Annotated in this window: 13 protein-coding genes and 1 tRNA gene; 5 read left to right on the forward strand and 9 right to left on the reverse strand. The window is 49.0% G+C overall.

The window, feature by feature from the left end; all coding sequences use genetic code 11:
• On the forward strand, positions 1–795 hold the full coding sequence (locus T500_RS0105630; RefSeq protein WP_028907304.1) for a DUF4249 family protein: 795 nt from the start codon (positions 1–3) through the stop codon (positions 793–795).
• On the opposite strand, the gene T500_RS0105635 is transcribed toward T500_RS0105630, so the two are convergent.
• Positions 765–1,265 carry a lipocalin family protein gene (locus T500_RS0105635; RefSeq protein WP_155267449.1) on the reverse strand — a complete coding sequence of 167 codons (501 nt, stop codon included), beginning with the start codon at positions 1,263–1,265 and terminating at the stop codon, positions 765–767. The two genes, T500_RS0105630 and T500_RS0105635, sit on opposite strands and share 31 nt — an antisense overlap.
• The gene (locus T500_RS0105640; RefSeq protein ID WP_013065686.1) at positions 1,255–2,268 is read right to left on the reverse strand and encodes an aspartate-semialdehyde dehydrogenase; all 1,014 of its coding nucleotides are present in this window, start codon (positions 2,266–2,268) and stop codon (positions 1,255–1,257) included. The genes T500_RS0105635 and T500_RS0105640 overlap by 11 nt, the downstream gene beginning before the upstream one ends.
• Positions 2,269–2,358: 90 nt before the next feature.
• On the opposite strand from T500_RS0105640, the gene T500_RS0105645 reads away from it, so the two are divergent.
• Genes T500_RS0105645 through T500_RS0105655 form a run of 3 tightly spaced genes read left to right on the forward strand, consistent with a single transcriptional unit; the run spans position 2,359 to position 6,040 of the window.
• On the forward strand, positions 2,359–4,491 hold the full coding sequence (locus T500_RS0105645; RefSeq protein ID WP_028907306.1) for a cation:proton antiporter: 2,133 nt from the start codon (positions 2,359–2,361) through the stop codon (positions 4,489–4,491).
• A 23-nt stretch (positions 4,492–4,514) separates the two neighbouring features.
• Positions 4,515–5,198 carry an ABC transporter ATP-binding protein gene (locus T500_RS0105650; RefSeq protein WP_028907307.1) on the forward strand — a complete coding sequence of 228 codons (684 nt, stop codon included), beginning with the start codon at positions 4,515–4,517 and terminating at the stop codon, positions 5,196–5,198.
• On the forward strand, positions 5,195–6,040 hold the full coding sequence (locus T500_RS0105655; protein WP_013063099.1) for a S1 RNA-binding domain-containing protein: 846 nt from the start codon (positions 5,195–5,197) through the stop codon (positions 6,038–6,040). Before T500_RS0105650 ends, T500_RS0105655 begins: the two co-directional genes overlap by 4 nt.
• Positions 6,041–6,084: 44 nt before the next feature.
• Here the strand turns inward: T500_RS0105655 and asnS are convergent, their stop codons facing one another.
• From asnS to T500_RS0105685, 6 genes are all read right to left on the reverse strand, one after another.
• Complete coding sequence (asnS, locus tag T500_RS0105660) at positions 6,085–7,524, reverse strand: asparagine--tRNA ligase (protein ID WP_013064884.1); 1,440 nt, start codon at positions 7,522–7,524, stop codon at positions 6,085–6,087.
• Positions 7,525–7,571: 47 nt separating this feature from the next.
• The gene (locus T500_RS0105665; RefSeq protein ID WP_013064086.1) at positions 7,572–8,921 is read right to left on the reverse strand and encodes a pseudouridine synthase; all 1,350 of its coding nucleotides are present in this window, start codon (positions 8,919–8,921) and stop codon (positions 7,572–7,574) included.
• A 54-nt stretch (positions 8,922–8,975) separates the two neighbouring features.
• Positions 8,976–10,322 (reverse strand): adenylosuccinate lyase, encoded by a 1,347-nt coding sequence (gene purB, locus T500_RS0105670; protein WP_013063464.1) that lies wholly within the window; start codon positions 10,320–10,322, stop codon positions 8,976–8,978.
• A gap of 107 nt (positions 10,323–10,429) precedes the next feature.
• Positions 10,430–10,504, reverse strand: a tRNA-Val gene (locus T500_RS0105675).
• Between the two features lie 117 nt (positions 10,505–10,621).
• Positions 10,622–11,047: an ACT domain-containing protein gene (locus tag T500_RS0105680; RefSeq protein ID WP_013065228.1), complete on the reverse strand. Its 426-nt coding sequence runs from the start codon at positions 11,045–11,047 to the stop codon at positions 10,622–10,624.
• A 15-nt stretch (positions 11,048–11,062) separates the two neighbouring features.
• Complete coding sequence (locus tag T500_RS0105685) at positions 11,063–12,361, reverse strand: phenylacetate--CoA ligase family protein (RefSeq protein ID WP_013064721.1); 1,299 nt, start codon at positions 12,359–12,361, stop codon at positions 11,063–11,065.
• Positions 12,362–12,527: 166 nt separating this feature from the next.
• Here T500_RS0105685 and T500_RS0105690 point away from each other — a divergent pair, with 166 nt between their 5' ends.
• Positions 12,528–13,262, forward strand: coding sequence for an MBL fold metallo-hydrolase (locus tag T500_RS0105690; protein ID WP_028907308.1), 735 nt, complete (start codon positions 12,528–12,530; stop codon positions 13,260–13,262).
• Positions 13,263–13,265: 3 nt separating this feature from the next.
• Here the strand turns inward: T500_RS0105690 and T500_RS0105695 are convergent, their stop codons facing one another.
• The gene (locus tag T500_RS0105695) at positions 13,266–13,991 is read right to left on the reverse strand and encodes a DUF2461 domain-containing protein (RefSeq protein ID WP_028907309.1); all 726 of its coding nucleotides are present in this window, start codon (positions 13,989–13,991) and stop codon (positions 13,266–13,268) included.
• Positions 13,992–13,997 lie beyond the last annotated feature (6 nt).

Below are 13,997 nucleotides of genomic sequence, written 5' to 3' on the forward strand. Positions count from 1 at the left end.
ATGCGTAGATTACTATATATAATAGGTATATTTGTACTGATATCGTGTACAAAAGAGATTAGCATCGACTATCATGGTCACGATACACGCTATGTGGTTGAAGGCACCATTAACAACGATGGTACGGAGATTCGTGTGAGTACAACTAATGCGATGGAGGATAATGCTACTGGCAGCGATGTGAACAACGCCACCGTTACTATGACGGCCGACGATGGTACTACCGCTACCATTCCCTTTGTGCGAAATGGTTACTACCGTTCAAAATTTGCTGGTACTGCAGGCACTGTATATAAGTTGGATGTTGAGGTAGATGGACAGCATTTTACATCTACTTCTACCATGCAGCGCACACCCAAGATGAACGAGTTTAAACTGGTGTGGAAGAAGATGTTGACGGAGCGTTACTTGTTTGGCGACCTGCGCCTGCAGGATATTCCTAACGAGAGCAACTGGTATTTTATGCATATTTACCGTAATGGTTTAGGTTATCGTTGGGCGGTGATGAAGGATGATAAGAATCCGAACAAGGAACTGCAGCAGCTGTTCTCCTTCTTCCGTGATGGTCAGCACGATAATGATGTTCTGCAGGATGGCGACGAGTTACACATCGTTATCCGTGCCATCGATCAACGTGCTTACGACTATCTGTACTCTATGCAGCAGATGTCGAGCACAGCTACCAATCCAATTGATAACTTTACAGGTGGCTGTCTGGGGTATTTCTCAGCCCACAGCGAGATAGAATACTATCAAGACTTCTATTACCGCGATGTAACCGAGGATGACGAATAACCGTTAGTTAAGTTTGTTAATTTGCGAATAATGAAAGTAACGGTTATGCCTTTTTGTTCGTAGTCGTACCTGATAAGCACAGAATTGTCGGTAAACGAAACCACCTGTGCTAATAGCGAGCGCTTGGCTCCACCATCATCAAGGTATGTAAGTTTTAGATTATTGTTATCGCACTGATAGTCGCCTTCGTAAATCACCATACCTTCTGTGTCGTAGGCGGTAAAAGTTCCTTTACGTACCATGCCATTGTAATTGCCGTCATCACGGAATACAAACTGATCGTACGTAAAGTTGTCGGGCCCCAGATCGGTGTCGCCATCAATCACAACATCGCCTTCGCCCCAACCGCGCTGCCAAGTGCCGACAATCAGTTCGCCCAATCGGCGTCCATCGTCGTCGCCACCACCGCAAGCGGTCAAAAAGATCAGGGCAGCCACCATAGCTGCCCTGTATAATATCTTACTTAACATTTCCAACCTTTACTAAGTACTCTGCAATCTGAACAGCATTCAGGGCAGCACCCTTACGAATCTGGTCGCCACTGAGCCAGAAAGTCAGACCGTTTTCGTCGCTCAGGTCCTTACGTACACGACCTACGTATACATCGTCCTTGCCAGCAGTCTCCAGAGGCATGGGGTAGGTAAGTGTAGCGGGATCGTCCTTCAGTGTACAGCCAGGAGCAGCGGCGATAGCCTTCTGAGCCTCCTCTACGCTGATGGGGCGCTCGGTCTCAATCCAAACACTCTCTGAGTGAGAGCGCAGTGAGCTAACACGTACGCACATGGCCGAGCACTTGGCATCGGTATGCATGATCTTACGTGTCTCGTTAAACATCTTCATCTCCTCCTTAGTGTAGCCATTTGGCTGGAACACGTCAATCTGAGGGATAACGTTATAAGCCAGCTGGTGGGCAAACTTCTTCACAGTCTTAACCTCACCATCCTCTACCATCTCCTTATACTGCTGCTGCAGTTCTGCCATGGCGGCGGCACCGGCACCTGAAGCACTCTGATATGAAGCAACATGGATGCGCTTTATATGAGAGAGCTTTTCCAGAGGCTGGAGAACAACTACCATCATGATAGTAGTGCAGTTAGGGTTGGCGATGATACCACGAGGACGGTTCAGGGCATCCTCGGCGTTGCACTCGGGCACTACCAAGGGGACATCGTCGTCCATACGGAATGCACTCGAGTTATCAATCATTACTGCACCATACTTTGTGATAGTCTCGGCAAACTCCTTCGATGTGCCTGCACCTGCTGAAGTGAAGGCGATGTCGACATCCTTGAAATCGTCGTTGTGCTGAAGCAGTTTGACCTCAATCTCCTTACCTTTAAAATTGTACTTCGTTCCGGCACTGCGCTCTGAGCCAAACAGTACCAGTTCGTCCATTGGGAAATTTCTCTCAGCGAGGATGCGCAGAAACTCTTGTCCTACGGCTCCACTCGCACCTACAATTGCTACTTTCATCTTGATAATCCTTTAAATGGTTACAATTTGGCCGCAAAATTATGTTTTTTTTTTCATTTTACCAAAAAAATGAGTACCTTTGTAGCCAAAATGACATTATTATTATCATATTTGCCGATTACAGACCCAACTTTTATCTTTTTTGTGGTGCTGATGATCATTCTGTTTGCTCCTATCGTGATGAGTAAACTCAGAATTCCGCATATCATCGGCATGGTTCTGGCAGGTATCGCCATCGGTCAATATGGTTTTAATATTCTGGTTCGCGACAACTCGTTTGAGCTCTTCGGTAGGGTAGGTCTTTACTATATTATGTTCCTGGCCGGACTGGAGATGGATATGGAGGGTGTGAAGAAACATTCGCGCCGGTTCCTGCTGTTCGGACTGCTGACCTGTTTTGTACCGCTGATACTTACCTATGTCATGTCGGTAACCATCCTCGACTATTCGTCGTCGGCCTCGTTCCTGTTAGGCTGTATCATGGCGTCGAACACCCTGATAGCTTATCCTATTGTGGGCCGATACGGTTTGCAGAAGCACCAGAGTGTGGCACTTAGCGTAGGCTCGTCGATGATATCACTGTTTATGGCACTGGTGATGCTGGCTGCCATTTCAGGCTCGTTCAGCAAGGATAGTGGCTGGCTGTTCTGGGTGCTGTTTGTGGTTAAATTTGCTGCCTTCTGTGTGGGTAGTGTGGTGCTGATACCAAAACTGACACGCTATTTCCTGCGCCGATACAGTGATGCCGTGATGCAGTACACCTTTGTTATGGCGGTGATGTTCCTTAGTGCGGCACTTTCGTCGCTCATTGGTATCGAGGGCGTGTTTGGTGCATTCTACTCGGGTTTGATATTAAACAGATATATCCCACGTGTGTCGCCGCTGATGAACCGTATTGAGTTTATTGGTAACGCGCTGTTCATCCCCTATTTCCTGATTGGTGTGGGTATGCTCATCAATCTGGGTACGCTGTTCTCCAGCATGCAAATGGTATGTATTGTGCTGCTCATTGTGTTCTTCGGAACATTTGGTAAGGCTGTGGCTGCCTATATCTGCAGTCTGCTGTTCCGCCTGTCAAAGGCCGATGGTCACATGATGTTCGGTCTTACATCGGCCCATGCGGCAGGTGCCATCGCTATGGTGATGGTGGGCATCCGCCTGGAGGTGGCTCCTGGCGAATACCTGGTGAGCGACGACATGCTGAATGGTATCATTATGATGATTCTGTTTACCTGTATCATCAGTACCATGATGACCGAGCATGCTGCCAAGAAGATTATTATTCAGGAGAAGACCCATCTGCAGAGTGATGTGCCTAAGGATGATGATGAGAAGATATTGCTGTGTGTGAAATATCCCGAGATTGCACCACATCTGTTGTACATGTCGATGTTTATGCGTAACCAGCGTCTGAACCGCGACTTGGTGGCGTTGAACGTTGTTTACGACGATGAGCGTAGCAATGCTGCTCGCGAAGAGGGTATCCGATTGTTAGAGCAACTGCAGCAAACGGCCAGTGCCAGTGAGGTAAAAGTGCAGACACAGGTGCGTTTGGCTACCAATATCGCCAATGGTATTAAGCATGCTTTCCGTGAGTTTGGTTGTTCTGAGATTGTGATGGGTATGCACGTGCATACCGATATCAACCCCAGGTTCTGGGGAGAGTTTATCCAGAGTTTGTATAATGGCTTGAATCGTCAGATTCTGCTGGTACGTTTCGTTCAGCCTATGACCACGTTGCGTCGTATTCGTGTGGCAGTGCCTTCACGAGCTGAGTTCGAACCAGGTTTCCATCGTTGGCTCGAAAGGTTAAGTAGGTTGGCTGGTCAGTTGGACTGCCGTATCCAGTTCCATGGTCGCAACGAGAGTCTGATGCTTATCAAGGAGTACATTAACAACCGCCATCCCAATGTGCGTGCCGAGTACACCTACATGGCCCATTGGAACGAGCTGCCTCAGTTGGCTGCGGGTATTGCCGACGACCATCTGTTTGTGGTAGTTACAGCCCGTAAGGGTACCATCTCATACAAAACAGCGTTGGAGCGTCTGCCAGATGAGTTGCAGAAGCACTTCTCGGGCAAGAATCTCATGATTATCTTCCCCGACCAGCATGGTGATACCAAGGACGAGCGCATGAGCTTTACTGAGTCTCAGCACCACGAGGAGAAGAGTATCTATGATACTATTCTGCGTTGGATACATGAGAGAAAGATTAAGAATTAAACATTTAAGATTAAGCATTAGAGATGATTGATATAAAGAATATAACCAAGAGCTTTGGCTCGTTACAGGTGCTGAAGGGCATCGACCTACATATCAACAAGGGCGAGGTGGTAAGCATTGTAGGTCCCAGTGGTGCTGGTAAAACCACGTTGCTGCAGATTATCGGCACACTCGACCGTCCTGATACGGGTAGTGTTGTGGTTGATGGTATCGACACAACCACGCTCTCATCCAAGCATCTTGCCGATTTCCGCAACCGCCATCTGGGATTTGTGTTCCAGTTTCATCAGCTGTTGCCCGAGTTTACTGCTATCGAGAATATCATGATTCCCGCATATATTGCAGGCATGTCGCAGAGCAAGGCCAAGCAGCGTGCCAAAGAACTGCTTGAGTTTATGGGACTGGCCGATCGTGCTACCCACAAACCCAACGAACTCTCGGGTGGTGAGAAACAGCGTGTGGCAGTGGCGCGTGCGCTGGTAAACAATCCTGCAGTGATTCTTGCCGATGAGCCTTCTGGTTCGCTCGACACAAAGAATAAGGAAGAACTGCATCAGCTGTTCTTCGATCTTCGTGATCAGTTCGGACAGACCTTTGTGATTGTTACCCACGATGAGGGGCTTGCTTCGATTACAGATAGAACTATTCATCTTAAGGATGGACTGATATTACCTACGGAAAACATTGAAATAACAGAGGAAATATGATCAAATTAGGAGATTACAATACCTTGAAAATCGTGAAGTCGGTCGACTTCGGACTTTATCTCGACGGTGGCGAGGAAGGTGAAATTCTGCTTCCCCAGCGTTATGTTACTAACGATATGAAGATTGGCAACGAGGTGACAGTGTTTATCTACCTCGACCAGGAGGAGCGTCCTGTGGCCACTACCGAAACACCTTACGCTAAGGTGGGTGAGTTCGTAAGCTTAGAGGTGGCATGGGTTAACCAGTTTGGTGCATTCCTTAACTGGGGCCTGATGAAGGATATCTTCTGCCCCTTCCGCGAGCAGAAAAAACGTATGGAGCAAGGTCAGCGTCATATCGTTTATATTAAGGTAGATGAAGACAGCTATCGTTTGATGGCTACGGCCAAGGTTGAGAAATATCTCACTACACCTATCATTACCGATCTGCCGTCGTTGCAGCATGGTGCCGAGGTGGATATCTTAGTGTGGCAGAAGACTGATCTTGGATTCAAGGTTATTGTGAACAACAAGTTCCAGGGCCTGATTTTCGAGAATCAGATTTTCCAGCCTCTGCATAGTGGTATGAAACTCAAGGCCTATGTAGATCATGTGCGTCAGGATGGCAAGATTGATATCGTACTACAGCAGACTGGCAGACAGCAAACGTTGGACTTTGCTGAGACACTGCTACGCTATCTGTACGAGAACGATGGATTCTGCAATCTGGGAGATAAGTCGCCTGCCGAGTTAATTTACGACCGCTTCCAGGTATCAAAGAAAGCCTACAAGAAAGCTGTTGGCGATCTCTATAAGCGACGCCTCATCACCATCGAACCCGATGGTATCCGCTTAGTAAAATAAAAAGCAATAAAAAACCTCGCCGATTGGCGAGGCTTTTTTTATGTTTAGAACTCTGCTGATTTCGGAGTACGTGGGAATGGGATCACGTCGCGGATGTTCTGCATACCTGTTACGAACAGGATGAGACGCTCGAAACCAAGACCGAAACCGGCGTGTGGGCATGAACCCCACTTGCGGGTGTCGATGTACCACCAGAGGTGGGTCTGGTCCATTTCGCGGCGATTAATCTCGCCCATCAACTTATCGTAGCTCTCCTCACGAACACTACCACCGATAATCTCACCAATCTGTGGGAAGAGTACATCGGTACCCTGCATGGTAGGACCAGGGGCAACAGCGCCCTTGTAACCTACTGAACCGCCATCGGCAGTGTCCTGGTTCTGCTTCATGTAGAACGACTTGAATGCACGTGGGTAGTCGGTCATGATAACTGGCTTCTTGAAGTGCTCCTCAACCAGATAACGCTCGTGCTCGCTGGCCAGGTCGTCGCCCCAGTTGCAGGGGAACTCGAACTTCTTACCGTTCTTGATAGCCTCCTGCAGGATGTTGATACCCTCGGTGTAAGGCAAGCGAACGAAGGTCTCCTTGAGTACACCCTCCAGGCGCTCGATCAGAGTCTTGTCGATCATCTTGTTCAGGAACTCGAGGTCGTCCTTACAGTTGTCGAGAGCCCAACGTACGCAGTACTTGATGAAGTCCTCTTCAAGGTCCATCAGCTCTTCCTGATCCAAGAAAGCAACCTCAGGCTCAACCATCCAGAACTCAGCCAGGTGGCGAGGTGTGTTACTGTTCTCTGCACGGAAAGTAGGACCGAAGGTGTAGATTGAACCCAGTGCGGTAGCACCCAGCTCACCCTCCAGCTGACCAGATACGGTCAGCGAAGTCTGCTCACCGAAGAAATCATCGTCGTAGATAATCTTGCCGTTCTCGTCCTTCTTCAGGTCGTACAGGTTCTTGGTAGTTACCTGGAACATGTTACCTGCACCCTCACAGTCACTGGCAGTAATCAGTGGGGTGTGGAAGTAGAAGAATCCATGCTCGTGGAAGTAGGTGTGGATAGCCATCGCCATGTTGTGGCGGATACGCATCACAGCTCCAAAAGTGTTGGTACGCAGACGCATGTGGGCGTTCTTACGCATTACCTCGAAGCTCTGGCCCTTCTTCTGCATGGGGTAGTCGTTGCCGCACAGACCGTAAACCTCAAGCTTGGTAGCCTGGATTTCGCTGCTCTGACCGGCACCCTGACTCTCAACCAGTGTACCCTCGGCGCTGATGCAGGCACCAGTGGTGATATCCTTCAATACCTGCTCGTCGAACTTAGTAGGATCAACAACAATCTGCACATTCTTGATGGTAGAACCGTCGTTGAGGGCAATGAAGTCTACTGCTTTAGAGCTGCGGTGCGTGCGCACCCAACCCTTTACGCAAACCTCCTTGCCATATTCAGTGCTCTTCAGCACATCAATAATCTTTGTTCTTTTCATCTTTTTGTATTTGCTAGATATTCTAGATTTGCTAGATTTACTAGATATTACTCGTAAGCTCCCATACGCAGGCGGTCAACCTCCTCCTCGGTCAGGTAGCGCCAGTCGCCACGCTTCAGGTTCTTCTTGGTCAGTCCAGCGAACTGTACGCGGTCGAGCTTCTGAACACGGTAGCCCAGGCTCTCGAAGATACGGCGAACGATACGGTTCTTACCTGAGTGAATCTCGATGCCAACCTGCTTCTTGTCGGTAGGATGTGCATACTGAACGTCGTCGGCCTTGATCTCGCCATCCTCAAGCTGGATGCCCTCGGCAATCTGTGCCAGATCGTGAGCGGTAACGTTCTTATCGAGGTATACGTGATAAATCTTCTTCTTCAAGTACTTAGGATGTGTAAGCTTCGAAGCCAGATCGCCATCGTTGGTGAGCAGCAGCACACCGGTAGTGTTGCGGTCGAGACGACCTACGGGGTAGATGCGCTCAGGACAAGCGTTCTTAACGAGGTCCATAACAGTCTTACGCTGCTGAGGATCATCGCTGGTAGTAACGTAGTCCTTTGGCTTGTTGAGCAGTACGTAAACCTTCTTCTCGATGTTTACGGGCTGATCGTGGAACTTAACAACATCAGTACGCAGAATCTTTGTTCCCAGCTCGGTTACAATCTCGCCGTTAACCGATACTACACCTGCCTGGATGAACTCATCGGCCTCGCGACGGCTGCAAACACCAGCATTAGCCAGGAACTTGTTCAAACGCAGTGGCTCGTTTGGATCGTAGTTAATCTCCTTGTACTCGATGCGCTTCTTCATTGAGTACTTTGCATTTGGATCGTAGTCGGCTGTGCGCTGACGTGGACCCTTCTTGTAAGGAGCTGCTCCGTAAGGCTTGCCATAGCCACCCTGCTGAGGACGACCGTAGCCACCCTGCTGAGGACGACCGTAGCCACCCTGCTGAGGACGACCGTAACCACCCTGCTGAGGACGACCGTAGCCACCCTGCTGAGGACGCTGGCCATAACCGCCACCCTGTGGACGCTGACCGTAGCCACCCTGCTGGGGACGACCGTAACCGCCCTGCTGAGGACGACCGTAGCCACCCTGTGGGCGCTGGCCATAACCACCCTGACGCTGCTGACCGTAGCCACCATCGTTATTGTAGTTGTTACGTGGGCGATAGCCTCCCTGAGGACGCTGAGGTGCATTGCTCTGCAAACCTGCGCCGAATCCCTCTGGGCGGAACTCGCCTTCGTCGTTGTTATTGCGATAGCTGGGACGCTCATATACTGGGCGTGCAGCGGTATGAATGCGTGGACGTGGTGAACGACCTGGACGATACTCCTTCTGATATCCGTCCTGTGCAGTCTCTTCCTGTTTTTTCTCGTTGTTTTCGAAATCCATGACTTGTTATTCTTTAAAAATGTTACTAATGTCTATAAAATAAATAATGTGTAATTAAATGCCTGTATAGGTTGATGGGGTGATGGCACGAAGTTCTTCTTTTACATCCTCACTCACCTCGAGTGTTTCAATGAAATTCTTGATCTTTTCGCCAGTCAGCTTCTCGTTGGTACGAGTCAGTGCCTTCAGTGTCTCGTATGGGTTGGGGTAGGCCTCACGACGCAGAATAGTCTGGATAGCCTCGGCTACTACAGCCCATGTGTTGTCGAGATCCTCCTGCAGCTTCTCCTCGTTCAGGATGAGCTTGCGCAAACCCTTCAGTGTGCTCTGGAAAGCAATCACGGCATGACCCATAGGTACACCTACGTTACGCAGAACGGTAGAGTCGGTCAGGTCGCGCTGCAAACGGCTTACGGGCAGCTTGGCTGCCAGGAACTGTAAAATGGCGTTGGCGATACCAAGGTTACCCTCAGAGTTCTCGTAGTCGATGGGGTTCACCTTATGTGGCATAGCACTCGAACCAACCTCGCCTTTCTTGATCTTCTGCTTGAAGTAGTCCATAGAGATGTACATCCAGAAGTCGCGATCCAAGTCGATAACGATGGTGTTGATACGACGCATAGCATCGAAGATAGCACCCAGCCAGTCGTAGTTCGAAATCTGAGTGGTGTACTGCTCGCGCTCCAATCCTAACTTCTCGCTTACGAATGTGTTACCAAACTCACGCCAGTCGTACTGTGGATAAGCCACGTGGTGAGCATTGTAGTTACCGGTAGCACCACCAAACTTAGCGGTGATTGGGGTAGCCTTCAGGCCGCGCAGCTGCTCTTCCAGACGGTACACGTAAACCATCACCTCCTTGCCCAAGCGGGTAGGCGATGCAGGCTGTCCGTGGGTCTTGGCCAGCATAGGGATGTTCTTCCACTGCTCGGCATAATCGTGCAGCTGCTCAATCAGCTCCTCGACCATAGGATAGTAAACCTGCTCCAGAGCCTCCTTGATAGAAAGGGGAACGCTGGTGTTGTTAATGTCCTGCGATGTGAGGCCGAAGTGGATAAACTCCTTGTAGCTCTCGAAACCGCCCATGGCGTCGAGCTGCTCCTTGATAAAGTACTCTACGGCTTTTACGTCGTGGTTAGTAATCGACTCAATGTCTTTCACACGCTGTGCATTAGCGGGTGTGAAATTACGGTAGATGTCACGAAGTTGATCGAATGTTGAGTGGTTGATACCCTGAAGTTGAGGTAATGGCAATTCACACAAGGCAATAAAATACTCAATTTCAACGCGTACCCTGTAACGTATCAAGGCATACTCTGAAAAGTATTCTGCCAATGGCTCGGTCTTACTTCTGTAACGGCCATCAATAGGCGAGATGGCTGTCAATAAACTTAAATCCATGTTTTAAATTAATTCCTGTAATTATCGATAATTTCTAAACGTTCAATATCCTTCTTTAACCCAAAACCGCAACCTCATCGGCTGCGGAAAGCGGATTTTTTGTGTTGTGGGCGTTGACGGATTCGAACCGCCGACCCTCTGCTTGTAAGGCAGATGCTCTAAACCAGCTGAGCTAAACGCCCTTCTTCGACAAGCGAAGCGACCTGAAGTCGTATGTTTCTTGTTTGCGGGTGCAAAGGTACAAAGAAAAATTGAAACTGCAAAATTTTCAGGCGAAAATCTTGCAGTTTCTTGTAAATTTATAGCTGATAGAGGTCGTTTGCGGCCATCAACTCCACTTTTTTGTCTGAAAGAATCTTCTCGCAGGCATCCAAATCGGTGGGGCGGATTACCACTGTGGCCACATCGCCATTAGCAAACGAATACATATACTCGATGAAAACACCGTTCTGTGAGAGGTGCTTCAGTACGATGGCAAGCGAACCGCTGGTGTTGGGGCATACAAATCCGATCACATCAGTAATCTTCACGGCAAAGTGTGCCTCTTTCAGAACCTGATAGGCTTTGTCGGGATCGGAAACGATGCAGCGCAGAATACCAAAGTCGCTGTTATCGGCAATACTCATGGCCGAAAGGTTGATGCCTGCTGCACCAAGCACCTCGGTCACCTCAGTCAGACGGCCTGACTTGTTCTCAAGGAAAATTGATAGTTGCTTAGTCTTCATAATCGATTGTATTTTTTAGATGTTACGTTTGTCAATCACACGCTTGGCTTTACCCTCTGAGCGTTCAATGCCCTTTGGCTCAACCAGCTTAACCTTGAAGCCCAGTCCGATGACGCTACGCAGCTCGCCTTCCAGTTTCTTCTGCAGACCAACCATTGTGGCCATATCGTCGGTAAAGTACTCCTCCTTCACCTCAACCTTCAGTTCTGAGGTGTCGGTATTGTTCACACGGTCGACGGTGAGCAGGAAGTGAGGCTCGTACTCGGGCAACTTCAGGATTACATCCTCAATCTGCGATGGGAATACGTTCACACCACGGATAATCAGCATGTCGTCGCAACGGCCCAGGATGCGATCCATGCGTACCAAGGTACGTCCGCACTTACACTTGTCGTAGTGCAGGGCTGTCAGGTCGTGGGTGCGATAGCGGAGCAGGGGCATACCCTCCTTGGTAAGGTGGGTAAAGGTTAACTCACCGAACTGACCTTCTGGTAGGGGCTCACCAGTCTTTGGGTCCAGAATCTCTGGATAGAACAAGTCTTCGTTCAGGTGGGTGCCGCACTGGTGCTCGCACTCGTAGCCTACGCCAGGACCGGCAATCTCGCTCAGTCCGTAGATATCGTAAGCCTTAATACCCAGACTCTCTTCCAGTTTCTTGCGCATCTTCTCGGTCCAAGGCTCTGCGCCAAACACGCCTACCTTCAACTTGAACTCATCGCGGCTCCAAGGGCACTCTTTCATGGCCTCGCCCAGGAACATGGCGTAGCTGGGGGTACAGCAAAGAATGGTGGTTCCAAAGTCGTGCATCAGGGTCATCTGCTTCTGGGTGTTACCTGAAGAGATGGGAATTACCGATGCGCCGATGTTGGTGGCTCCGTCGTGGGCGCCAAGACCTCCGGTAAACAGGCCGTAGCCGTAAGCCACCTGAAAGATATCGTCCTTACCTGCACCATAGGCTGTAAAGGCGCGACTGATGGCTTCGCTCCACATAGCAAGGTCTTTGCGGGTGTAAAGTACTACAACTGGTTTGCCGGTGGTTCCCGATGAGGCGTGGATTCTGACAATCTGACTCATGGGTACGGCAGCCAGTCCAAAGGGATAGTTGTCGCGGAGGTCGAGCTTATTAGTAAAAGGCAGCTTGGTAATGTCGTCGATACTCTTGATATCGCCCGGTTCCAACCCCATCTCCTGAAACTTCTTACGGTAGAAGGGGGTGTTGTAATATACATACTCTGCCATTTTTACTAGGCGTTGACTCTGGATTTCGCGAAGCTGTTCGCGATCCATGCACTCCATTGTTTCATTCCAAATCATGTCTGTTTCTTGTCGTTGATTATATGTACTTTACGGGCACAAAGTTAAGGTATTTTTTTGAATCAACCAAGAAAGTGCCGTCAAAAGTGTATATTTTATTTATTTGGTTTGGAACTTTCGTATATTTATCGTATTTTTGCGCCAGTTCTATATATATTAATAAGGTATGAAGAAACTAGTTTTATTACTATTGGCCTTTTTAGGTCTCAACACAGCCTGTGGCCAGCCCCCTTACGAGGTAGATGAGTTTACCACCGCGAGTGGCAAAACCGTTAAGTTTCATGCGCTGATGCACTCGTGTATCCGTATCCAGTACGATGGCAAGGAGATTCAGATTGATCCTGTGTCGAAGTTGGGCAATCGTTCTATCAACTATGCAGCCATGCCTAAGGCCGATTACATCTTTGTAACCCACGAGCATGCCGACCATTACGATGCAGCTGCTCTTAAAACACTTTCTGCAGAAAAAACGCAGTTGGTGCTGAATAAGCGCTGTGCCGATATGTTTGGTTCTGGTAAGGTGATGGCAAATGGCGATAAACTGCAGTTAGCCGATATAAGCGTTGAGGCTGTGCCTGCGTATAATTCTACGGCAGGTCGCGAGCAGTTCCATCCCAAGGGGCGCGATAATGGTTATATCCTAACTATCGATGGCTTGCGTATCTATATTGCCGGCGATACCGAGGATATCCCGGAGATGGCGCAGATTAAGGATATCGACATTGCTTTCCTGCCTTGCAACCAGCCTTATACAATGACTCCCGATCAGTTGGTTCGTGCTGCAAAGGTTATCAAGCCCAAGGTGCTGTTCCCGTATCATTACGGACAAACCGACCTGAGTTCGATACCTGCTCAGCTTGAGGGAACAGGTATCGATGTCCGTATTCGTCATTATGAGTAAGGACTACTCGTAATCGTCGATTACTGAGTTCATGAAATCCATCATTGGCTTGGCGGCTTTGAACATACGTTCAATTTCGTCGAGCCATTTTTCGCCTTCATAAAAGTCGTCTGATACCTGATGCCAGCAACAGTAATCCTTCATGCGCAGGTACTCCACGTAGGGCCAGTCTTTGGGGAATCCTACCGGACATTTCTTCAGTTTCTCCAGTCCAAAGCCTTGGGGCTGGTCCCAGCTTGATACATCTGTAGGTGTTGAGAAACTGCTGGCTACAGGACTACCGTAGTATTTCTTGAATTCTTTGTTTTCTACGCATTTCAGCCATTCGGCTGTATTGCCCATCATCTCGTTGCGGCACGATGTGAGTATGTTGGTTGGCAACCAGTAGTTGCCGCATGCCACCATGCAATGTCCCGGTTCCAGATGCAGGTAGTAACCGCCATGCAGCGCCTTCTTGCCATGAGCTGCAATATAGCCGCCAAAGTGGTTCTTATAGGGCGACTTATCAGGCGAAAAGCGTGTGTCGCGATTAAAACGATACGTGCAATCCTTTACTGTAAGATGTGCAATCGAGGGGTCAAAACTTGCAATTCTGTTAATTGCCATTTCAATTCCAGCTTCGAAATCAGCCCTTACAGCATCATACTCCGCCTTATGCTCCCAAAACCAATCGCGGTTGTTATTCGCCATCAACTGCTTCAGATAGCTTAAAATCCGTTTTGTATCCATATTCTA

The sequence above is a fragment of the Xylanibacter ruminicola Ga6B6 genome, assembly GCF_000687715.1.
Lineage (GTDB): Bacteria > Bacteroidota > Bacteroidia > Bacteroidales > Bacteroidaceae > Prevotella > Prevotella ruminicola_B.

Bases quoted from the DNA above. Each gene is read 5' to 3' on its own strand.
- T500_RS0105630 (WP_028907304.1), top strand. From the start codon at position 1: ATGCGTAGATTACTATATATAATAGGTATATTTGTACTGATATCGTGT.
- T500_RS0105635 (WP_155267449.1), bottom strand. From the start codon at position 1,265: ATGTTAAGTAAGATATTATACAGGGCAGCTATGGTGGCTGCCCTGATC.
- T500_RS0105640 (WP_013065686.1), bottom strand. From the start codon at position 2,268: ATGAAAGTAGCAATTGTAGGTGCGAGTGGAGCCGTAGGACAAGAGTTT.
- T500_RS0105645 (WP_028907306.1), top strand. From the start codon at position 2,359: ATGACATTATTATTATCATATTTGCCGATTACAGACCCAACTTTTATC.
- T500_RS0105650 (WP_028907307.1), top strand. From the start codon at position 4,515: ATGATTGATATAAAGAATATAACCAAGAGCTTTGGCTCGTTACAGGTG.
- T500_RS0105655 (WP_013063099.1), top strand. From the start codon at position 5,195: ATGATCAAATTAGGAGATTACAATACCTTGAAAATCGTGAAGTCGGTC.
- asnS (WP_013064884.1), bottom strand. From the start codon at position 7,524: ATGAAAAGAACAAAGATTATTGATGTGCTGAAGAGCACTGAATATGGC.
- T500_RS0105665 (WP_013064086.1), bottom strand. From the start codon at position 8,921: ATGGATTTCGAAAACAACGAGAAAAAACAGGAAGAGACTGCACAGGAC.
- purB (WP_013063464.1), bottom strand. From the start codon at position 10,322: ATGGATTTAAGTTTATTGACAGCCATCTCGCCTATTGATGGCCGTTAC.
- T500_RS0105680 (WP_013065228.1), bottom strand. From the start codon at position 11,047: ATGAAGACTAAGCAACTATCAATTTTCCTTGAGAACAAGTCAGGCCGT.
- T500_RS0105685 (WP_013064721.1), bottom strand. From the start codon at position 12,361: ATGATTTGGAATGAAACAATGGAGTGCATGGATCGCGAACAGCTTCGC.
- T500_RS0105690 (WP_028907308.1), top strand. From the start codon at position 12,528: ATGAAGAAACTAGTTTTATTACTATTGGCCTTTTTAGGTCTCAACACA.
- T500_RS0105695 (WP_028907309.1), bottom strand. From the start codon at position 13,991: ATGGATACAAAACGGATTTTAAGCTATCTGAAGCAGTTGATGGCGAAT.